The 20,797-nt window shown below is 71.7% G+C and carries 18 protein-coding genes and 3 tRNA genes; 12 read left to right on the top strand and 9 right to left on the bottom strand.

The annotated features are described in order from the left end of the window. Window positions 1-127 precede the first annotated feature (127 nt). Entirely contained in the window at window positions 128-922 is a 795-nt protein-coding gene (locus AB0I88_RS33195; RefSeq protein WP_361033819.1) for a fumarylacetoacetate hydrolase family protein, read from the top strand. Here the strand turns inward: AB0I88_RS33195 and AB0I88_RS33200 are convergent. Then, window positions 911-1,615, bottom strand: coding sequence for a TetR/AcrR family transcriptional regulator C-terminal domain-containing protein (locus tag AB0I88_RS33200; RefSeq protein WP_361033822.1), 705 nt, complete (start codon window positions 1,613-1,615; stop codon window positions 911-913). The genes AB0I88_RS33195 and AB0I88_RS33200 overlap by 12 nt on opposite strands. A 47-nt stretch (window positions 1,616-1,662) precedes the next feature. Here AB0I88_RS33200 and AB0I88_RS33205 point away from each other — a divergent pair, with 47 nt between their 5' ends. From AB0I88_RS33205 to AB0I88_RS33220, 4 genes are all read left to right on the top strand, one after another. Then, window positions 1,663-2,466 carry an NAD(P)H-binding protein gene (locus AB0I88_RS33205; protein ID WP_361033825.1) on the top strand — a complete coding sequence of 268 codons (804 nt, stop codon included), beginning with the start codon at window positions 1,663-1,665 and terminating at the stop codon, window positions 2,464-2,466. A 63-nt stretch (window positions 2,467-2,529) separates the two neighbouring features. Continuing rightward, window positions 2,530-2,601, top strand: a tRNA-Gln gene (locus AB0I88_RS33210). A gap of 52 nt (window positions 2,602-2,653) precedes the next feature. Further along, window positions 2,654-2,726 (top strand) — tRNA-Glu (locus tag AB0I88_RS33215). A gap of 1,607 nt (window positions 2,727-4,333) precedes the next feature. Further along, window positions 4,334-4,406, top strand: a tRNA-Glu gene (locus AB0I88_RS33220). A 144-nt stretch (window positions 4,407-4,550) separates the two neighbouring features. Here AB0I88_RS33220 and AB0I88_RS33225 read toward each other — a convergent pair. The 4 genes from AB0I88_RS33225 to AB0I88_RS33240 all read right to left on the bottom strand — a co-directional run bounded on the left by AB0I88_RS33225 (window position 4,551) and on the right by AB0I88_RS33240 (window position 10,012). Then, window positions 4,551-5,321, bottom strand: a complete 771-nt coding sequence (locus tag AB0I88_RS33225; RefSeq protein ID WP_361033828.1) for an MBL fold metallo-hydrolase — start codon at window positions 5,319-5,321, stop codon at window positions 4,551-4,553. Beyond that, window positions 5,297-6,085: an alpha/beta hydrolase gene (locus tag AB0I88_RS33230; RefSeq protein ID WP_361033831.1), complete on the bottom strand. Its 789-nt coding sequence runs from the start codon at window positions 6,083-6,085 to the stop codon at window positions 5,297-5,299. The genes AB0I88_RS33225 and AB0I88_RS33230 overlap by 25 nt, the downstream gene beginning before the upstream one ends. 81 nt (window positions 6,086-6,166) lie before the next feature. Then, a complete protein-coding gene (locus AB0I88_RS33235) occupies window positions 6,167-9,088 on the bottom strand; it encodes a LuxR C-terminal-related transcriptional regulator (protein ID WP_361033834.1) in 2,922 nt (973 codons plus the stop codon). A 237-nt stretch (window positions 9,089-9,325) separates the two neighbouring features. Beyond that, the gene (locus AB0I88_RS33240; RefSeq protein WP_014447202.1) at window positions 9,326-10,012 is read right to left on the bottom strand and encodes an IclR family transcriptional regulator; all 687 of its coding nucleotides are present in this window, start codon (window positions 10,010-10,012) and stop codon (window positions 9,326-9,328) included. Window positions 10,013-10,061: 49 nt separating this feature from the next. Between AB0I88_RS33240 and leuC the strand changes: the two genes are divergently transcribed. From leuC to AB0I88_RS33260, 4 genes are all read left to right on the top strand, one after another. Then, complete coding sequence (leuC, locus tag AB0I88_RS33245) at window positions 10,062-11,516, top strand: 3-isopropylmalate dehydratase large subunit (protein WP_361033837.1); 1,455 nt, start codon at window positions 10,062-10,064, stop codon at window positions 11,514-11,516. 15 nt (window positions 11,517-11,531) lie between these two features. Further along, complete coding sequence (leuD, locus tag AB0I88_RS33250; protein WP_361033840.1) at window positions 11,532-12,122, top strand: 3-isopropylmalate dehydratase small subunit; 591 nt, start codon at window positions 11,532-11,534, stop codon at window positions 12,120-12,122. A 165-nt stretch (window positions 12,123-12,287) separates the two neighbouring features. Next, on the top strand, window positions 12,288-12,995 hold the full coding sequence (locus AB0I88_RS33255) for an HU family DNA-binding protein (RefSeq protein WP_361033843.1): 708 nt from the start codon (window positions 12,288-12,290) through the stop codon (window positions 12,993-12,995). Window positions 12,996-13,084: 89 nt separating this feature from the next. After that, on the top strand, window positions 13,085-13,543 hold the full coding sequence (locus tag AB0I88_RS33260) for a hypothetical protein (protein WP_361033846.1): 459 nt from the start codon (window positions 13,085-13,087) through the stop codon (window positions 13,541-13,543). Here the strand turns inward: AB0I88_RS33260 and AB0I88_RS33265 are convergent. Genes AB0I88_RS33265 through cofC form a run of 4 tightly spaced genes read right to left on the bottom strand, consistent with a single transcriptional unit; the run spans window position 13,470 to window position 17,650 of the window. Then, complete coding sequence (locus tag AB0I88_RS33265) at window positions 13,470-14,360, bottom strand: NUDIX hydrolase (RefSeq protein WP_361033849.1); 891 nt, start codon at window positions 14,358-14,360, stop codon at window positions 13,470-13,472. The two genes, AB0I88_RS33260 and AB0I88_RS33265, sit on opposite strands and share 74 nt — an antisense overlap. Further along, window positions 14,360-16,735, bottom strand: a complete 2,376-nt coding sequence (locus tag AB0I88_RS33270; RefSeq protein ID WP_361033852.1) for an RNA degradosome polyphosphate kinase — start codon at window positions 16,733-16,735, stop codon at window positions 14,360-14,362. The genes AB0I88_RS33265 and AB0I88_RS33270 overlap by 1 nt, the downstream gene beginning before the upstream one ends. Window positions 16,736-16,790: 55 nt before the next feature. Next, window positions 16,791-16,988: a cold-shock protein gene (locus AB0I88_RS33275; protein WP_361033855.1), complete on the bottom strand. Its 198-nt coding sequence runs from the start codon at window positions 16,986-16,988 to the stop codon at window positions 16,791-16,793. A 20-nt stretch (window positions 16,989-17,008) separates the two neighbouring features. Further along, window positions 17,009-17,650, bottom strand: coding sequence for a 2-phospho-L-lactate guanylyltransferase (gene cofC / locus AB0I88_RS33280; RefSeq protein ID WP_361033858.1), 642 nt, complete (start codon window positions 17,648-17,650; stop codon window positions 17,009-17,011). Between the two features lie 130 nt (window positions 17,651-17,780). On the opposite strand from cofC, the gene AB0I88_RS33285 reads away from it, so the two are divergent. Genes AB0I88_RS33285 through AB0I88_RS33295 form a run of 3 tightly spaced genes read left to right on the top strand, consistent with a single transcriptional unit; the run spans window position 17,781 to window position 20,601 of the window. Next, entirely contained in the window at window positions 17,781-18,506 is a 726-nt protein-coding gene (locus AB0I88_RS33285; RefSeq protein ID WP_361033861.1) for a lysophospholipid acyltransferase family protein, read from the top strand. Continuing rightward, the gene (locus AB0I88_RS33290; protein ID WP_361033864.1) at window positions 18,503-19,495 is read left to right on the top strand and encodes an NAD(P)H-dependent glycerol-3-phosphate dehydrogenase; all 993 of its coding nucleotides are present in this window, start codon (window positions 18,503-18,505) and stop codon (window positions 19,493-19,495) included. Before AB0I88_RS33285 ends, AB0I88_RS33290 begins: the two co-directional genes overlap by 4 nt. After that, on the top strand, window positions 19,492-20,601 hold the full coding sequence (locus AB0I88_RS33295) for a cystathionine gamma-lyase (RefSeq protein ID WP_361033867.1): 1,110 nt from the start codon (window positions 19,492-19,494) through the stop codon (window positions 20,599-20,601). The genes AB0I88_RS33290 and AB0I88_RS33295 overlap by 4 nt, the downstream gene beginning before the upstream one ends. Window positions 20,602-20,797: the final 196 nt, after the last annotated feature.

Below are 20,797 nucleotides of genomic sequence, written 5' to 3' on the forward strand. Positions count from 1 at the left end.
CCCGGCTACTTCACCTTGACCGCGTCGTACCTGGTCTGCGGCTGCCGAACGCTGCTGCCGGCTCAGCGTGACTGAGCCGGCCCGGACAGCCGGCCGGTAGCCCGCACCGCTAGAGATGGGATTACTCGTGCGCTTCGCCCGATTTGTTCATGCCGGTGGAGTCTCGTTCGGCGTCGTCGAGGGCGACGGTTCCTCGGGTCTGACGGTGGCCGAGATCGACAGCCTGCCCTTCAACGAGGTGCGCTTCACCGGCCAGCGGTGGGCCCTGGCCGACATCCGGCTGCTCGCCCCGATCTTCTCCAGCAAGGTGATCGGGATCGGGCGCAACTACGCCGACCACGCCGCCGAGATGGGCAACGAGGTGCCCAAGGAGCCGCTGATCTTCATCAAGCCGTCCACCTCGGTGATCGGCCCCGGCGACGCGATCCGGATCCCCTCGGTGGCCGGCCAGGTCGAGGAGGAGGCCGAGCTGGCCGTGGTGATCGGGGCCGGCGGCGCCCGCCGGGTCGACCGGGCCGGCGCCGAGAAGGCGATCTTCGGCTACACCTGCGGCAACGACGTGACCGCCCGCGACCTGCAGCGCAGCGACCCCCAGTGGACCCGGGCCAAGGGCTTCGACTCGTTCTGCCCGATCGGCCCGTGGATCGTCACCGGCCTCGACGTCAGCGACATCGAGGTGCGCTGCGAGGTCGGCCAGGATCCGCAGAACCTCGAGGTCCGCCAGATCGGGCGCACCAAGGACATGGTCTTCGACATCCCGGCCCTGATCTCCTACGTGTCGCACGTCATGACGCTGCTGCCCGGCGACATCATCCTCACCGGCACGCCGGCCGGGGTCAGCCGGATCGTCCCGGGCGACACCGTGTCGGTCAGCGTCCAGGGCATCGGCGAGCTGCGCAACCCGGTCGTGTCACTCGACTGACCGCTCGATCCCGTCGAGCAGCAGGGCCAGGCCGTAATCGAACGCGGCCTGGTCCTCGAACCCGCCCGCGTTCCACAGCGCGGTCATCGCCGGGTACGCCGCCACGTCGAACCACTTCTCCCAGAACTCGCCGCGTTCCGACCACCACGACTCGGTCGACTGCCCGCTGGTACGGCTGAGCCGCGCGTCCTCGCCGGCCTCCCGGGCGAACGCGTAGACATACGCGGTCACCGCGATCGCCGCCCGGTTGATCTCCCCGACCGGCAGGCCCAGGCCGCTCAGCGTGGCGATCATGTACTCCCGCTCGGCCATCGTGCCCGGCCCCAGCGGCGGCCGGACCAGTGACACCTCGGTCAGCCAGGGGTGCGCCACGAACATCTCCCGGGTCCGCGCCGCGAAGACCGCCACCCGCTCCCGCCAGCCCTCCGGAGATGCGGCGAGCCCGCGGGCCAGCAGCACCTCGTCGACCATCAGATCGACAAGGACGGAGCGGGACGGCACGTAGGTGTAGAGCGTCATCGTCGCCACCCCGAGATCCGCCGCCACCCGCGCCATCGAGGCCGCGTCCAGCCCGTCCGCGTCGGCGATCCGGATCGCGGCGGCCACCACCGCGTCGGCGCTGAGCCGCGGCGGGCGCCCCGCCGCCTTCTTCGCGGGCAGATTTCTCCGCCAGAGCAGTGGGTAGTTCTCCATGATTCCGTATACCCTACGGGAAAGGAGTTTCCGTAGGGGGTACGAGAATGAAGATCCTTGTCACCGGCGCCACCGGAAACGTGGGCCGGATGGTCGTCGACGAGTTGCTGGCCCACGGCGCCACCGACGTGCGCGCCCTCACCGTCGACCCGGACCGGGCCGCCCTCCCGCCCGGGGTCGAGGTGGCGCGCGGCTTCCTCGGCCGGCTGACGACCCTGCCGGCCGCCCTGGAAGGGGTGGAGAAGGTGTTCCTCGCCCCACACCGTGAGACCGTCTTCGAGGCCTGCCGTCTGGCCGCCGCGGCCGGGGTGCGGCACATCGTCGACATGGCCGGCGAGAAGGGCGGCCACTGGCAGGTGATCGAGGACGGCGTGGAGGCCTGCGGTGTTCCGTTCACCCATCTGGAGCCGGGAGAGTTCATGTCCAACTCGGTCGACTGGGCGGCCCAGATCCGCGCCGGCGACGTGGTGCGCGACGCCTTCGGCGACGTGGTGAACGCTCCGATCGCCCATGAGGACATCGCCGCGGTGGCCGCCCGGGTTCTGCTGTCCGAGGACCACGAGGGCCGCTCCTACGGTCTGACCGGCCCGGAGGCCCTGACTCGCCGGCAGAAGCTGGCGGCCATCGGCGAGGCCCTGGGCCGCGACCTCGCCTTCGTGGAGCTGACCGGCGAGGCCGCGCGCGAGCACTTCACCGAGCGGATGGGGGAGTACGGCGACTGGTACCTCGACGGCCTCGCCCAGTTGGCCGAGCACCCGCAGGCCGCCGTGCCGACGGTCGCCGAGCTGACCGGGCGCCCCGCGATGCGCTACGTGGAGTGGGCACGCCGTCACGCGAATCTATTCGGGTAACCCGATTTGGCGGGCCGCGGGGCCTCGGGTAAAGTTCTCCCCGGCGCGGCAAGCCGGGCCAAATGGGGTATGGGGTAATTGGCAGCCCGGCTGATTCTGGTTCAGCTAGTCTAGGTTCGAGTCCTGGTACCCCAGCGCAGTCCTCCTCCGGGAGGGCAGTGCTGGAAGCAGTAACAGAGCACGTTCTGGTCCCGTCGTCTAGCGGCCTAGGACGCCGCCCTCTCAAGGCGGTAGCGAGGGTTCGAATCCCTTCGGGACTACATCGAGGAACGGCCCGCATCTTTCGGATGCGGGCCGTTTCGCTTTCCAAACCCGTCATCGGTACGCGGTGGACCGCTCGCCAACCGCATCCACCCCGTCCCGCCGAGCCCCGCGAGGCGCTGCCCACTCCCGGCCATAACGCGCCCGCCGGTCCACCTGCACGGTCACCCTCCACCCAGCCCCGCCGTGGATCTCCGCCGCTGTCTCCGCCGGCCTGAACAGCGGTCCCGGGCGTCTGGTGCTCAGCGTCGGCTCCGCGGGTCTGGGACCGCTCGGGTGGCCAGCCGCCCCGGGCGTCTGGTGCTCAGTGTTGACCCTGCTGGCCAAATCGCCGGGCCCGCCTGCCTGCACGCCCGCCGGGCGGGCGGGCGGGCGGGGCGCACAGCGCACCGACGGTGTGCCCCGAGCGCCGCTGTGACACTCGTGAGCGACCGCGCAGGGCCTTGCGTGCGTGCCGAATCGCTCGGCCTTGCGTGCGTGCCGAATCGCTCGGCCTTGCGTGCGTGCCGAATCGCTCGGCCCCGTCTGCCCGCCGGGCGGGCGCCCCCAGCGCACCGACGGTGCGTCCTGGTGTCCTGCCGTCCTGCCGTCCGGTGGGCGGGCGTGCAGGGCGATGTGTGCTCGGAGAACGTGACACCCGTAGTGGGTGTGACGACACCCGTTGCAGGTGTCACGTCTGCGGAACACCGATAGCCCGTGATCCGTGTCCCGTATCCCCGGACGAAGATCCGTTCCTGCGTGCGCGGCCAGCCGGTGAACGTGATGGTGATGGCGTGTGACGGCCGGCCGGTGCCGCACGGTGGAATTCACGGGGCAGCGTCAGTGGCGGTCGCCGGGGAGTCATCGCGGCCGGCCGGGTCGTTTCGCCGGTCTTGCTCAGGGACGAGCGCACCGTGAAGTGGAGATCCAGGCTTGCTCTCCTGTGGACACCATCGCACTGACGAAGTTCCGCGTGCCGTTGTCAGGTTCCGCCTGGCTCTGTCAGACGATGGCGCCAACGCGGGGATGGAGCTTGAAGTCGAACGCCTACGACGTGCCGGCGTCAGGAGGCGCCATCTCCACGTGCGCAACGCCTTTGGGGGTTCCGCGAGGACGCCGAAGAGGTCAACGGGGCCGACCGATGGTGACCGTGACCGGAGTTGCCGAGGACGAGTGGACGACGTGACCGGCACGGCTCGTCGCCTCCGACCGATGGTGACCGTGACCGGAGTTGCCGAGGACGAGTGGACGACGTGACCGGCACGGCTCGTCGCCTCCGACCGATGGTGACCGTGACCCGAGTTGCCGAGGACGAGTGAACGACGTGACCGGCACGGCTCGTCGCCTCCAGCGGCCGGGTGATCCGTACCGGCCGGCGTGAAGGGCCGGCTTCGGAGGGCTGGTGCTCAGGGGCTGTTTCGGTCGGTCTGAGGCCGCTCTGGTGGCCGGCCGAGCAGGGGTGGCCGGGCGAGCCGGGTGGGCGTACGCCGTACCGGGGAGGGTTGCGGAGAGCGCGTGGCAATCGGCCGGAGTGGGGCGCTGAGGTGGGTGGATATCCGATTTCGGCTGCGGGCGGCGGGCTGATAGAGTTCAGCGCGCCGCCGGGGAATGCCGGAGGCGCAGATGGGGTCCCGTCGTCTAGCGGCCTAGGACGCCGCCCTCTCAAGGCGGTAGCGAGGGTTCGAATCCCTTCGGGACTACAGATCGATCGGCCCGCACCGGATTCGGTGCGGGCCGATCTGCTGTGTGGTGGACCGTCATCCCGGGTGAAACACCGCGTCGATGACTGAGATCACAGATCCTCGGGTGTTCCCCACGACCACGCCGTCTGGATGCCGTGACGCTCACACCGTGGCGGGGACGCCCGGTGTGAGCCAGGTGAGCGTGCCGGGCGGGAAGGCGGCCTCCACCCCGGCGCGGCCCTCGTGGAAGTGCGACCAGCCTTCGTAGTGGACCGGCACCACCGTGCGCGGCCGCACCGTCTCGACGAGGCGGGCGGCGTCCCGGCCGTTCATGGTGTAGCGGATCGGGCCGGTGAGCCCGAACCGCACTTCACCGAGGTGCAGGATCGCGGTGTCGACGGTGAACCGGGACGCCACCTCCCGGACGCCACCGAACAGCACGGTGTCCCCGGAGATCCAGACGACCGACGGGCTGCCGGGCGGACGCAGCGCGAACCCGACGGCCTCGCCGACGATGGGCCGGCTCAGCGGCGGACCGTGCCGGGCCGGGGTGGCGGTGACCTCGACGCCGCCGACGGTGGCGGTCGTCCACGGGGTCAGACCGGTGGCGTTGCCGCCGAGACGGCGGGCCCCGCTCACCGTGGTCAGCACCACCGGGACCGTCGGCAGCAGCGCCCGGCCGGCGATGTCCAGGTTGTCGCCGTGATGGTCGTGGGTGAGCAGCACCGCGTCGACCGGCCCGAGTTCGGCGGCGGGCACGGCCGGGCCGGCTGTCTTGACCGAGGACGTGCCCAGGCCGAACGAGTACCGCCGGCCCGGGTCGTCGAAGGTCGGGTCGGTGAGCAGGCGGACCCCGGCGATCTCGATCAGGGTGGTGGGCCCGCCGATGTGGGTGATCCGCAGGTCGTTCACCGGGCGTGCCGCAGAGCCCATTCGAGGACCTCGTCGGCGATCTGCTCCCAGCCCTTCTGCGCGGGCAGCAGGTGGGCGTAGCCCTCGTATTCTCGGATCTCGGTCACCGTGTTCGACTTGTAGTGCTTGTGGTTGGACCGCTGCACCTCGGGCGGCATGATGTGGTCCTCGGACCCGGAGACGAACAGCAGCGGCGCCCGCTCGTCGTTGTGGTAGTCGACCCAGGTGTCCTGGTGGCCGGGCTGGAAGTTGGCGAGCACGCTGCCCCACAGGATGCCCCCGTTGGCCGGGATGGCGTACCGCTCGTAGAGAGCCTTCGACTCCTGTTCGGTGAACGTGTTGGTGAAGGCGTACGTCCACTGCTCCAGCGTCAGCGGCACCGCCTTGTGCCGGTTCGCCGGGTTCTTCAGGACCGGGAAGGTGGACTTGACCTGGGACAGCGGCACCACCCGCACCCCCTCGGTGGGCGCCGAGTTCATCGCCACCCCGGCCGCGCCGCACCCGTGGTCGAGCAGGATCTGGGTGAACGCGCCACCGGCCGAGTGCCCGATGATGATCGGCGGCTCGGGCAGCGCCCGGACCTGCTCCTCCAGGTGCGCGATGATCTGCGGCACGGTGACGTTCAGAATCGGGGACGGGTCGGCGTTGAGGGCCTCCACCTCGACCTCGAAACCGGGGTAGGCGGGCGCGATCACCCGGTGGCCCTTGGCCTCGTAGTGAGCGACCCAGTTCTCCCAGCTACGCGGCGTGACCCAGAATCCGTGCACCAGAACGATCGGCTTCATCTCTCGTGTTCCCCCTCTTGATGACACCTCTGCCGATCCTGGTGGGAACGCGCCCATCACCGAATCCCGTGCGACTCGTAGTCAGTCGTGCAACGCCTCGCGCAACCGGCGGCGCGAGGTGACGCCGAGCTTCCGGAACACCTTCCGCAGGTGGTAGTCGACGGTGCTGGGGCTGAGATACAGGTGGGCGGCGATCTCCGCGTTGGTGGCCCCGGCGCCGGCCAGGCGGGCCACGGCGGCCTCCTGCGGGGTCAAGGCCGTTTCGTCCTTCTCCGGTACGGGTGAGCGCACGACCTCCCCGAGCGCCCCGAGTTCGGCGCGGGCGCGACCGGCGAACGCGGTGGCCCGGACCTGCTCGAACATGTCGAGTGCCGTGGCGAGTTGGTCCCGCGCGTCGCGCCGACGGCGGCGCCGTCGCAGCCATTCGCCGTAGAGCAGCCGGGCCCGGGCCAGGTCGCCGTGCGCCGGAGTGGTGGCGAGCCGTTCGATCGCGTTCCGGTGGTGCTCCTCGGCTTCGCCGGGTACGGCCAGCAGGGCCCTGGACCGGTCGAGCAGGCCGAGGGCGCGGGGTGTGCCGCTGTTGCCGGCGGCCAGGGTCAGGTCGTTCAGCGCCAGTTCGGCGGTGCCGCGGTCGCCGGACCGGACCGCGGCCTCGACGAGATCGGGCAGCGCCCAGGCGTACCGGCGGGGCCGTCCCAGCTCGACGATGCCCAGCAGCAGGTCTCGGGCGGCCGGGTAGTCGCCGCTCGCGATGTCCAGTCCGGCCGTGGCGAGGCGGGTGACCGCGTGCATGCCACCCATGTGCAGCATCTCGAAGACCTGCAGCGCCTGCGGGACGGTCTCCCGGAACCCGTCCGGGGAACGCCAGGCCACCAGCTCCGGATGCCGCCACACCTGCTCCTGTTCGGCGGTGATGCCGATCGACCGGCGCAGCCGCTGCCCGGCGGCGTCGTGCCGGTCGGCGTGGTCGAGGCGGCCCAGCACGGCGTCGGTCATCGCGCCGACGAAGTGGACCAGGTCGAGCGCGTGCAGGGCTCCGGTACGGCGGGCGGCGGCCGCGGCCCGCTCCAGCAGCGCCAGCTTGGTGTCGTCGTCCCAGAGCAGGTTGCAGTAGTTGACCCCGACGACGAAGCGGCGGCGCAGCGTCTCGTCGGGCAGTGCCGGGTCGGCGATCGCGGCGACGGCCCGGCGCAGGGCGGGCACGCAGGACGCGTACCCGTCGAGGACGAACGAGGCGTAACCGGCCAGCAGCAGCCCGTCGAGCCCGTCCGGGTCGGTGGCGGCGAGCCGGGCGGCCTCGGCCGCGACCGTGATCTCGCTCACCGACGCCAGGTGTTCCGCGCCGATGGCGTGGTCCACGGCCTGGACCGCGGCCCGCCGGGCCCGGGCGTGGTCGTCACCGAACGCGGCGACCGCCTCCAGGCAGAGCGCGCCGGCCTCGCCCAGGGCGGTGGGCTCGCCGACGTTGACGGTGGCGAGCGCCCGGGTCTGCAGCGCCGACCCGCGGGCAGGCCCGGTCAGGTGCCGTTCGTCCACCGCCTCCAGCAGCAGCATGGCCCGGGCGGGAGCGCCGGCCGCCATCGCCGCGGCGGCCGCCTCCACCCGGCGTCCGGCCCGGACGGTCTCGTCCGGGGTGAGTTCGGCGGCCCGGCTCAGGAAGGTGGCCCGGGCCGAGTGCCCGCCGCGGGCGCCGGCCCGATCGGCGCGGCGTTCCAGTTCGGCGGCGACCGCCTCGTCCGGCGCGGCCGTGGCGGCGGCCAGATGCCAGGCCCGCCGGTCCGCGTCGGCGTCACCGGTGATGGCCGCGGCCAGAGCGGCGTGCACGGCCCGGCGCTCGGCGGGCGCCGCGTCGCCGTACACCGCGGAGCCGGCCAGGGGATGCCGGAAGACGATCGGCGGGATGCCGGACACCAGCCGGTCCGATTCGGCCGGTCCGGCGTCCTCCGGCCGGACGCCGAGAAGCCGGGCGGCGGACAGCAGATGGTCGTGCCGGGCGCCCGCGCCGGCCGCCGCCAGCACCAGCCAGGTACGGGTGGCCGGCGGATAGCCGCCGGCCCGGGCCGCGTAGTGCGCCTCCAGACGGCTGCCGATCGGCACCGGCCCGGGCAGCGGGGAGGCGCCGCGCAACTGTTCGTCGGTGAGTTCGCGGCCCAGGTCGGTGAGAGCGAGCGGGTTGCCGCCGGTGGCCGCGGCGATGTGCTCGGCCAGGCTCAGGTCCAGATCGCCGGCGACCACGTCGGAGAGCAGCGCCACGGCGGCGTCCCGGCTCAGGCCGGTGACCTCCAGCACGTCCACGCCGGCGAACAGTCCCGGATCGTCCGCGACGGCACGCTGGCCGAAGAGCAGGACCACACCCTCGGCGTGCAGGCGGCGGGCCACGAAGGCGAGGGCGCGGGCCGAGTCCGGATCCAGCCAGTGCACGTCGTCGACGACGCACAGCCGGGGAGTGGCGGCCAGCAGGGTGAGCGCTGCCAGGCTCACCAGGTACAGGTCGGGGGAGGGGCCGTCGGCGAGACCGCAGGCCACCTCGAGGGCGGCGCGCTGGGCGGCCGGGAGATGGCCACGGTCCGGCAGGAGCGGGATGAGCAGGCGGTGCAGTCCGGCGTACGGCAGCCCGGCCTCGGCCTCGACACCGCCGGCGAAGAGTGTTTCGGCGTCGCTCATGGAGAGCGCCTCGGTGTCGCTGATGACGGGTGTTCCGATGTCGCCGGACAGGGGCGTCGTGGCGTCGCTGACGGTGGACCGCTCGGCGGCGCCGTCCCGGGGTGCGACGGCGACTCTGCCGCCGTCCTGAGGTGCGACGGGGACCCTGCCGCCGTCCTGAGGTGCGACGGCGACCCTGCTCCACGCGTACCGAAGCAGAGCGGTCTTGCCCGCTCCGGGCTCGCCGCGCAGCACCAGGGCCGCACTGCGCCCGGATCGCGCCTCCGCGAGAAGGCCGTCGAGGACGGCGCACTCGGCTTCGCGCCCGAAGAGCCGATCGTCCTTCCCGAAGAGCCGCACGGCGGCAGCCTATCCACTCACCGCGATCATTCCGGGGAAGCGAGGCCCGGGGTGAGGGGAAGCGAAGTCGTCCCACCGGGGAGGTGGGGTCGCCCGGGGTGAGGGTGGGTGAGGGGAAGCGAAGCGGTCCTACCGGGGAAGTGGGCCGCCCGCGGCGAAGGCCAGGGGTGAGGCGGAAACGAAGCCGCCCCGCCGGGAGAGCGGGGCGGGGCGGGCACGGAGGTTTCGGGCGGGGAATCAGAGGCCGGACAGTCGCTGGCCGGCGCGGACGACGGCCATCGCGTGCCGCTCACCGGGCCGGCGGCCCAGTCGCTCGATCGGGCCGCTTATCGAGATCGACGCGATCACCCGGCCGGTCCGGTCGCGGATCGGCGCTGAGACGCTTGCCACACCCGGCTCGCGCTCGGCGACGCTCTGCGCCCAGCCCCGGCGGCGGACCTCGGCGAGGGTGCGGCCGGTGAACTTGCAGCGCGGCAGGAGCGGCATCACCGCCTCGGGCGGCTCCCATGCGAGCAGGATCTGTGCGGCCGAGCCGGCGACCATCGGCAGCACCGAGCCGACCGGCACGGTGTCACGAAGACCACTCGCGCGCTCGGCGGCGGCGACGCAGATACGCTCATCGGCGCGGCGCAGGTAGAGCTGAGCACTCTCGCCGGTGGCGTCCCGAAGTGCGGACAGCAGGGGCTCGGCGGCGGTCAGCAGAACGTCCGGCGCGGCATTGGCCAACTCGCCCAATCTCGGTCCCGGACGCCATCTTCCTTGAGTGTCGCGCACCAGCATCCGATGAATCTCCAGTGCCTGGGCCAGGCGATGTGCGGTCGCCCGCGGCAACTTGGTGCGTTCGACCAACTCGGCAAGGCTGGCGCCGTCGACACATGCGGCGAGGATGACAACCGCCTTGTCGAGAACGCCTACACCGCTCATACTGTGTCCCACAAGCCGAAACATACATTCCAGAATTTAGGATGTCCAGATGGTGGGAGTCACTCCCCAGAGCGGGAAACCCAGGACCCTGGCCGAGAAGGTCTGGGATGACCACGTGGTGCGCACGGCCGAGGGTGAGCCTGACCTGCTCTACATCGACCTGCACCTGCTGCACGAGGTCACCAGCCCGCAAGCCTTCGACGGGCTGCGGATGGCCGGCCGGCCGGTGCGCCGGACCGACCTCACGCTCGCGACGGAGGACCACAACACCCCGACCGGGTATGCGGACCCCGCGTTCAACACCAAGCGCGGTGAACTGTTCACGATCGCCGACACGACCTCACGTACGCAGATCGAGACGCTGCGGAAGAATTGCGCTGAGTTCGGTGTCGAGATCCGCCCGCTGGGCGATGTGAACCAGGGCATCGTGCACGTGATCGGCCCGCAGTTGGGCCTCACCCAGCCCGGCATGACGATCGTCTGCGGTGACTCGCACACCGCCACGCACGGCGCGTTCGGCGCGCTGGCCTTCGGCATCGGCACCAGCGAGGTCGAGCACGTGCTCGCCACCCAGACGCTGCCGCAGGCCAAGCCGAAGACGATGGCCGTCACGGTCGTCGGCGAGCTGGGCCCGGGCGTCACCGCGAAGGACCTGATCCTCGCGCTGATCACGCAGACCGGCACCGGCGGCGGCAACGGCCACATCGTGGAGTACCGCGGCGAGGCCATCCGCAAGCTCTCCATGGAGGGCCGGATGACGATCTGCAACATGTCGATCGAGTGGGGCGCCAAGGCCGGCATGATCGCGCCGGACGAGACCACGTTCGAGTACCTGAGGGATCGCGCGCACGCCCCGAAGGGCGAGCAGTGGGACGCCGCGGTCGAGTACTGGAAGACCCTCGCCACCGACGAGGACGCCGAGTACGACACCGAGATCATCCTGGACGCCTCGCAGATCAGCCCGTTCATCACCTGGGGCACCAACCCGGGCCAGGGCGCCGCGCTGAACGGCGTCGTCCCCAGCCCCGAGGACTTCCTCGACGAGGTCGAGCGCGGCGCCGCCCAGCGCGCCCTCGACTACATGGCCCTCACCCCCGGCACCCCGTTCCGTGAGGTCCCGGTCGACGTGGTCTTCGTCGGCTCGTGCACCAACGGCCGGCTCGAGGACCTGCGCGCCGCGGCCGACGTGATCCGTGGCCGCAAGGTCGCCGACGGCGTCCGCATGATGATCGTGCCCGGCTCGTACCTGGTGCGGGAACAGGCCGAGGCCGAGGGCCTGGACAAGGTCTTCACCGAGGCGGGCGCCGAGTGGCGGTTCGCCGGCTGCTCGATGTGCCTGGGCATGAACCCGGACACGCTCAGTCCCGGCCAGCGCGCCGCGTCCACCTCCAACCGCAACTTCGAGGGCCGGCAGGGCAAGGGCGGGCGCACCCACCTGGTCTCGCCGCAGGTCGCCGCCGCCACCGCCGTGGTCGGCCGGCTGGCCGCCCCCGCCGACCTCTGAGTAGAGGAAGCTGACATGGACAAGTTCGTCACCCACAGCGGCAAGGTCATGCCGCTGCGCCGTTCCGACGTGGACACCGACCAGATCATCCCGGCCGTCTACCTGAAGCGTGTCACGCGTACCGGGTTCGAGGACGGGCTCTTCAACGCCTGGCGTGAGGACCCCGGCTTCGTGCTGAACAAGCCGCAGCACGCCGGCGCCACCATCCTGGTCGCCGGACCCAACTTCGGCACCGGCTCGTCCCGGCAGCACGCCGTCTGGGCGCTGCGCGACTGGGGATTCAAGGCGGTCATCGCCTCCCGCTTCGGCGACATCTTCCGCGGCAACTCCCTCAAGGAGGGCCTGCTCCCGATCCAGTTGGACCAGAAGATCGTGGAGAGCATCTGGGACCTGGCGGAGAGCGAGCCGGACAAGGAGATCACCGTCGACCTGGAGGCCCGGGTGGTGCGCGTGGACGACGCCGCCTACGGGTTCCCGATCGACGATTTCAGTCGCTGGCGTCTCATGGAAGGCCTCGACGACATCGGACTGACGCTGCGCCACGAAGAAGCGATTACCGCGTACGAGAAGGGTCGCCCCGCTTTCAAGCCGGTCGTCGTCCTTTAGTTCTGTTCGCCATTTCGCCCCTGCCGGGTCACCCGGCAGGGGCGAATTCGTTGGGACACAACGGTTTTTCCGCCTGAATGTTTCTGTAACCGGGTCACGGGGCATACCGTGCGCGCAGAATGGCCTTCGACGGGCCAGTTCTCACGTCACGTCCGGGAGGAAACCGTGAACAAGGCCGAGCTCATCGAGGCGCTCGCCGGCAGGCTGGGAGACAAGAAGACGGCGACCCTGGCTTTGGACGCGTTCATCAGTGAGGTGCAGAACGCCGTCGCCAAGGGCGACAAGGTGGCACTCACCGGATTCGGATCGTTCGAGAAGCGGACCCGCAATGCGCGAACGGCGCGGAATCCGCGAACCGGCGAGCCGGTGAAGGTGAAGAAGACATCGGTCGCGGTCTTCAAGGCGGGCAGCGCATTCCGCGAACTCGTCGCGAGCGGAAAGCCGGCGAAGGCGACCGCGGCGAAGAAGACGGCCACCAGGACAGCGGCCGCCGCACCCGCGAAGACGACGGCGGCCAAGACCACGGCGGCGAAGAAGACCGCCACCAAGACCGCGGCCACCAAGACCGCGGCCACCAAGACCACGGCGGCCAAGACCGCGGCCGCCGCCAAGAAGACCACCACGGCGGCCAAGAAGACCGCCACCACTGCCGCGGCGAAGAAGACCGGCGCGACCGCGGCACCCGCGAAGACGACGGCGGCCAAGACCACGGCGGCGAAGAAGACCACCACCAAGACCGCGGCCACCAAGACCGCGACCGCCAAGACGACCACCGCGAAGGCCGCCCCGGCCAAGCGGACCGCCCGCAAGACCGCCGCGCCGGCGGCCGCGCCGGCCCGAGCCCGTACCACCTCGGCGCGAAAAGCGCGCTGAAAGACCGCCACGGAAAAGGCGTCCACCGTTGGGTGGACGCCTTTTCCGTGTAGCCGCGCAGCCCGGTTCCGGCGGCCTACGGTCCGGGCATGGACCGATCCACACCGCGCGGCCTGACCGCCCGGGCCACCATCGCCGCGGGGCTGTTCGCCGTCGCGGTCGTACCCGGATGGACGCTCGGCGACCTGGCCGAGGACCGTACCGGATGGCCGGTGCTGGACTGGGTGATCACCTGCGGCTGGTCCGGGCTCGCCGTCAGCTGGGCGGCGCCGCGGTGCTCGTACCGGCGGTTCGACGGATGGCTGGGCGCCGTCCCGCTCTACGGCTGGTACCTGGCCGGGGTGCTGAGCTGGCGTCTCGCCCTGCTGCCGTACCGGGACTGGGAACCGCGCCGCGACGAGCTGTGGCAGGCGCGCTGGCTCACCGGCGACCTGATCGGCTACTGGCGGGCGGACCCGCCGGCGAGCCGGTCCGTCACAACCGGGACGCGCCCAGCAGCCGGTCGCCGGACCAGGTCAGCAGCCAACCGTCGCCCTTCGGCGTCTTGAACCGGTCGGTGGCGCCGTCGTGCAGCGACGCCAGCAGCGGCGGCATCACCTTGCCCTGACTGCACACCACCACCCGCTCGTACGAGCGCAACTCGGCCAGCCGGGACCGGGCCGCCGCCAGCCGGGCCGGCAACCGGTCCGCCTCGGACGGCTCGGCGAACGCGCTGTCCCGCACGATCGGCTGATCGCCGAGCGCCGCGGCGAGCGGCTCCAGCGTCTGACCGCAGCGCAACGGCGGGGCCGCCACCAGCCGGCGCGGCCGCAGCGGCGTGAGCAGCGCGGCCAACCGGTCCGCCTGCTTCTTGCCGACCGGGTCGATCGGGCGCAGCGCGTCCCGGCCGGCCCACTTCTTGCGCTCCCCGGCCCGGGCGTGCCGGACCAGCGCGATCACCGCGGTGACCGGCGGAAGAGCGGCGACATGCGCCAGGACGCGACGTTCATCGGCGTACGTCACCCGCGCGGCCGCCTCCTCCAACGGCAGCCAGGCCAGCTCGTCCACCTCGCCGGTGTCCTGCACCGGACCGTCCGAGCCGGCCAGCATCAGCCAGAACGCCACGTTCTTCGGCCGCCCGTCGGGCAGCGGGTAGTCGACGTCGGGCAGCCGCAACTGCGGTATCCCGGCGGCGCCGGTCTCCTCCTCGACCTCCCGGACCGCGGCGGCCAGCGGCAGCTCACCGTCGGACAACTTGCCCTTCGGCAGGCTCCAGTCGTCGTACCGCGGCCGGTGCACCACACAGATCTCCAGGCCGTCGGCGCCCCGGCGGTAGAGCACCCCGCCTGCGGCCCGCTCGACGGGCTCGTCGGAACCAGCCGACATCAGTGCTGCTTCTTGCCGATGATCCGGCGCAGCATGGCCGCCTGCAGATGCACCTGGGGGCGGCCCGGCGTGCCGACGCTGCGATGCCACACACCGTCGGCGTCCAGGTCCCAGCCCTCGGTGTGCTCGCCCATCGAGAACTCCAGCACATGCCGCAGCTCCTCCCGGGTCGACGGCAGGGTCACCTTGACCAGCGCCTCCACCCGGCGGTCCAGGTTGCGGTGCATCAGGTCCGCGGAGCCCATCCAGTACTCGGCGTCGGCGCCCGGCCCGAACCGGAACACCCGCGAGTGCTCCAGGAACCGGCCGACGATCGAGCGGACCCGGATGTTCTCCGACAGACCGGGGACACCCGGCCGCAACGCGCACATGCCCCGGATGATCAGATCCACCTTGACCCCGTCCTGCGAGGCCCGGTACAGCGAGTCGATGGTCTTCTCGTCGACCAGCGAGTTCACCTTGAACTGGACCAGCGCCTCACCACCCTCGCGGGCGATCCGGGCCTGCTCGTCCACCCGCTCCAGCAAGCCCTTGCGCACCCCGTGCGGCGCCACCAGCAGCCGCCGGTACGTGGTCTGCCGGCTGTACCCGGTGAGCACGTTGAACAGGTCGGTGACGTCGGCGCCCACCTCCGGGTCGGCGGTCAGCATGCCGAAGTCCTCGTACAGCCGTGCGGTCTTCGGGTGGTAGTTGCCGGTGCCGATGTGGCAGTACCGCCGGATGTGGTTGCCCTCCTGCCGGACCACCAGAGCGGTCTTGCAGTGCGTCTTCAGACCGACCAGGCCGTAGACCACGTGGCAGCCGGCCCGCTCCAGCGTCCGCGCCCAGGCGATGTTGGCCACCTCGTCGAACCGGGCCTTCACCTCGACCAGCACCACCACCTGCTTGCCGGCCGCCGCCGCGTCGACCAGGGCGTCCACGATCGGCGAGTCGCCCGACGTCCGGTACAGCGTCTGCTTGATGGCCAGCACGTTCGGGTCGGCCGCCGCCTGCTCGATGAACCGCTGCACGCTGGTGGAGAACGAGTGGTACGGGTGATGCACCAGGATGTCCGACTCACGCAGCCGGTTGAAGACGCTGCGCGGCACCTCGCCGTCGGCCAGGTGCGGGTGGGTCGCCGGAACGAACGGGCGGTCCTTGAGATCATCCCGGTCGCACTCGCCGAACACCTGCCACAGCGCCGACAGGTCGAGCAGCCCCGGCACCCGCAACACGTCCTGACTGTCCATGTCGAGCTCGCGGACCAGCAGGTCGAGCACGTGGTCGCTGATCGACGCGGCCACCTCGAGACGCACCGGCGGGCCGAACCGGCGCTGGGCCAGCTCCCGCTCCAGTGCCTGGAGCAGGTCCTCGTCGCGGTCCTCGTCGACCTCCAGCTCGGCGTTGCGGGTGACCCGGAACAGATGCCACTCCAGGATCTGCATCCCGGGGAAGAGCTGGTTGAGGTGGACCGCGATGAGCTCCTCGACCGGCAGGAAGCGCACGCCGCGGCTGTCGTTCTGCACGGTCACGAAACGGGGCACGTTGTTCGGCACCTTGACCCGGGCGAACAGCTCCGGCGAGTCGCCCTCCGGGTAGCGCAGCGCCACCGCCAGGTTGAGCGACCGGCTCGAAATGTACGGGAACGGGTGGGCCGGGTCGACCGCGAGCGGCGTCAGCACCGGGAACACCTGCTCCCGGAAGAACGTCCGCAACCGCCCCTGCTCGGCAGCGTTCAGCTCCTTCCAGGAGACCAGCTCGATGCTCTCCGCAGCGAGTTTCGGCCGGACCTCGTCGGCGAAGCAGGCCGCGTGCCGGGTGACCAGGTCGGCGGTCCGCTCGGTGATCATCTCGATCTGGTGACGCAGCGGCGACCGGTCCCCGCCACGGACCGGCAGGCCCGCACTGAGCCGCCGCTTCAGACCCGCCACCCGGACCATGTAGAACTCGTCCAGGTTGCTCGCGAAGATGGCGAGGAACTTGGCCCGCTCCAGCAGAGGCGTCCCCGGGTCCTCGGCCAGGGCCAGCACCCGGGCGTTGAAGTCCAGCCAGGAGAGCTCCCGGTTGTGGAACCGGTCCTCGGGCAGCAGATAGCCGGGCGCCTCGTCGGTGTCCTCGTCGTCGTCCTCGTCGTCGGCGAGGTCGGCGATCATCTCACCGGTGGTCAGCTCGGCCACCTCGCGCTCCGCGATCACCGCCTCGGCCACGGCCACCGGGCTCACCGGCTCCGCGGTCGTGACCGTCTCGGTCACCACCAGCTCGGTGGCGGCCTGCCCAGCGGCGGTCACGGGATCGGGGGCCTCGCTCGGCTGTGTCTCTGTCTGCTCCGGCCTGGGCAGAAAGCGGCCGTTGGGGCCACGCCGGCGGGTCTCGGGGGTCCGGGGCGGGGTCTGCATGGCTCCATCATCGCCGTTTCCGGCGGAACGTGAAACGAACTAGCGGATGATCAATTCAGGCGACTCCGGGAATCAGCACTCTACGGACCGCCCCCGACTCGTCCGGTTCGATGGTGACACGCTGACCGAGACGGAGAAGGCGCAGCCCCGAGCGCTCGAACGCCGCCGGGCCGAAGACCAGGGGAGTCCCGTCGTCGAGCAGCAGCGAGCCGCTTCGGGTGTCCGGGTCGAAAGTCGCGATGGTGCCCTGCATGACATCGCACGCTACCCGCCTCAGGCGGCCGGCGCGCACTCCGTGGTGAGTCCGAGATCACGCAGCAGCCCACAGGTCCGGGGGCCCGCACCGAGAGTGAGAACCGCGTCCAGATCGGCGGCCGTGTCCACGTCCTGTCGCAGACCGGGCCAATCCCGGATCAGCGGAACCGCCCCGGTGGCCGCGTGCGCCGCCGCCGACGACCCGCCGAACCGCGGGTCGAGCGGCTCTCCCGGCGGCGCCGCCAGCAGCACCGTCCCGGTGCCGGCCGCGTCCGGCACGAAACTGCGGGCGGACACCCGGCCCAGCGCGTCGTCCAACTGCTCCGGCCGCAGCGCCGGCAGATCGCCGGCCAGGACGGCCCGGTGCGCACCGAGCCCGGCCACCCGGTCGGCGCCGGACCGCATCGCCGCGTTCAGCCCGCCGCCCGGATCCGGCGTCACCCGGGCGCCCAGCTCCCGCACCGCGCCGCCGACCTCCGGATCGTCGGTCACCACGATCAGCCCGGCGACCGACGTGGCGGAGAGCACCGCGGACACCGTGTCGCGCACCATGGCGAGCGCCAGCTCCGGGTGACGGTCCGGCGGAACCGCGCCGCGCAGCCGCGTCTTCGCCAGAACCAGCCGCTTCACCGGGATGACCACCGTCCAATTCCGCACCACCCAGCCAGTCTGCCTGAATGATCCGCCGACCCCTGCCTGGCTCCACCGGGGATGAGCGGGCATGATTTCGTCGCAGGTGAACGCAGGGGCGGCAGTGGACCACGTCGCCGTTCGAAGGACGGGGGATGCCGTGGCACAGCAGAGGCTCGGTTTCTGGCAGCGTGTCGCGGTGGTGCTGGTGCTCCCGGTGATGACCCTGCTGACCCGCAAGACCTGGCACCGGATGAACGAGATCCCGGCCACCGGCCCGGTGATCATCGTCCCCAACCACGTGTCGCACTTCGACCCGCTCGTCGTGGCCCACTACCTCTGGAGAGCCGGCCGATGGCCGCGGTTCCTCGGCAAGGCCAGCGTCTGGAAGGTGCCGGTGATCGGGTTCCTGCTGCGCAAGACCCGGCAGATCCCGGTCGAACGGGGCAGTGTGGAGGCGGTGAAGTCACTGGATACGCTGGTCGAGGCGCTGCGCGAGGGCGGCGCCGTGGTGATCTACCCGGAGGGCACCACGACCCGGCACCCCGACCTGTGGCCGATGCGCGGCAAGACCGGCGCGGCCCGGCTCGCGATGCTGACCGGCGCCCCGGTCGTGCCGATCGCGAACTGGGGGGCCCAGGCGATCTTCGACCCGCGAACCAACAAGCTCAAACTGCGCCGTACGCACGTCACCGTGACCGCCGGCGCGCCGATCGACCTCAGCCGCTGGGCCGGCGCCGAACCGACCCGGGCGGTGCTCGAGGAGATGACCGAGGCGATCATGCTGGGTGTCCGGGATCTGCTCGCTGAGATCCGCGACGGCGACCCGCCGGCGCTCTACGACCGGCCCGCACGGCGGGCCACTACCGCGGAGGATGCGCCATGAAGGCGGCCGTCATCGGATCCGGTTCCTGGGGCACCGCGTTCGCCAGGGTGCTCGCCGAGGCCGGCTCGGAGGTGCGCATGTGGGCACGGCGGGAGGCGGTCGCCACGGAGATCCGGGAGAAGGGATCCAACGAGGGCTCGCTCCCCGGCGTACGCCTCGGGCCGGCCGTGACCGCGACCACCGACCTGGCGGAGGCGGTCTCCGGCGCCGAGCTGATCGCCATCGCGGTGCCCTCCCAGACGCTGCGCGGCAACCTGGCCGACTGGTCCGGCGCCTTCCCCGGCGACGCCACCGTGGTCTCCCTCATGAAAGGCATCGAGCTCGGCACGCTCAAACGGATGAGCGAGGTCATCGTGGAGACGGCCGGCGTCGCCCCGGACCGGGTCGTGGTGGTCTCCGGTCCCAACCTGGCGCCCGAGATCGCCGCCGAACAGCCCACCGCGACCGTGGTGGCGTGCTCCGACGAGAGCCGCGCCCGGCAGGTCCAGCACGCCCTGGCGACGCCCTACTTCCGGCCGTACACCAGCGACGACGTGATCGGCTGCGAGCTCGGCGGCGCCTGCAAGAACGTGATCGCCCTGGCGTACGGGATGACCGTGGCCATCGGTCTCGGCGACAACACCCGGGCCTCTCTGATCACCCGCGGCCTGGCCGAGACCGCCCGGCTCGGCGTGGCCCTCGGCGCCGATCCGCTCACCTTCGCCGGCCTGGCCGGACTCGGCGACCTGGTCGCCTCCTGCTCGTCGCCGCTCGCCCGGAACCGCACCTTCGGTGAGCACCTGGGCCGTGGCGACTCCCTGGAACAGGCGCAGATCGCCACCCGGCAGACCGCCGAGGGCGTCAAGAGCTGCCTGTCCATCCGCGACCTGGCCCGGGCGAACGGCGTGGAGATGCCGATCGTCGAACAGGTCGAGCGCGTGTGCCACGAGGGCGTGGACCCGCGGGTCGCGGTGAAACTGCTGATGACACGGGAGATGAAACCCGAGTGAGTTCCTCGTTTTCGGACGGCACCCGGTCGGTGCACGCCGGGCTGCCCGCGCCGGTGGTCGGCGAACCCTTCCTGCCGGGGCCGGTGTTCGCGGCGCCCTACCACCTGGACCCGGTGACCGGGCCCGGAGAGAACGGGTACGCCCGCACCGAGCATCCGACCCGGCGGGCGCTGGAGTCGGCGATCGCCTCCCTGGAGGGCGGGCCCACGCTGGTCTTCGCCAGCGGCCAGGCGGCGATCACGGCGCTGCTGCTCGCCGTGCTGCGCACCGGCGACACGGTCGCCCTTCCCGCGGACGGCTACTTCACGGTACGCGCGTTCGCCGAGGGCACCCTGCGTGACCTGGGCGTGAAGACGGTTCTCGTGCCGACCGCCGGACCGTACCCGGAGTTCACCGGGGTCCGTCTCGTGCTCCTGGAGACGCCGGCCAACCCGGGTCTGGACGTGTGCGACATCCGGGCGCTGTCCGCCGCCGCCCACGAGGCCGGCGCGCTGGTGGCGGTCGACAACACCACCGCCACACCGCTCGGGCAGACGCCGCTCGCGCTCGGCGCCGACCTGGTCGTCGCCTCCGGGACCAAGGCGCTCACCGGGCACTCCGACGTGCTGCTCGGCTACGTGTCGGCCGGCGACCCCGCGCTGCTGGCCAAGGTGGAGACGTGGCGCAAGCAGACCGGCGCGGTGCCCGGGGCGTTCGACGCGTGGCTGGCGCACCGGTCCATCGCGACGCTGGACCTGCGGCTGGCCCGGCAGAGCGCCAACGCGGCGGCGGTCGCCGAACTGCTGCTCTCGCGTTCCGACGTGACCGGCGTGCGGTGGCCGGGGCTGCCCGGCGACCCGTCGTTCCCGGTGGCGTCGGCACAGATGCGGCGGGTGCCCGGGATCGTGTCGTTCGATCTGGGCTCGGCCGAGCGGGTCGGGCGGTTCCTGTCGTCGGCCAAGCTGGTGTTCGCGGCCACGTCGTTCGGCGGCGTGCACAGCACGGCGGACCGGCGGGCCCAGTGGGGTGACGACACGTCGCCCGGCTTCCTGCGGTTCTCCTGCGGCATCGAGGACACCGTGGACCTGCTCGCCGACGTCACCGCCGCCCTGGACGCGTCGGCGTGACAGCCACGGCCCCGCTTCCCGTCGCCGGGTGCGGCCGGGCGGTGATCCGGGCGTGACGGCCATGGTTTCGGTTTCCGTCGGCGGGTGCGGCCGTCGTGACGGCCGGGCGGTGATCCGGGCGTGACGGCCATGGTTTCGGTTTCCGTCGGCGGGTGCGGCCGTCGTGACGGCCGGGCGGTGATCCGGGCGTGACGGC

The sequence above is a fragment of the Actinoplanes sp. NPDC049802 genome, assembly GCF_040656595.1.
Lineage (GTDB): Bacteria > Actinomycetota > Actinomycetes > Mycobacteriales > Micromonosporaceae > Actinoplanes.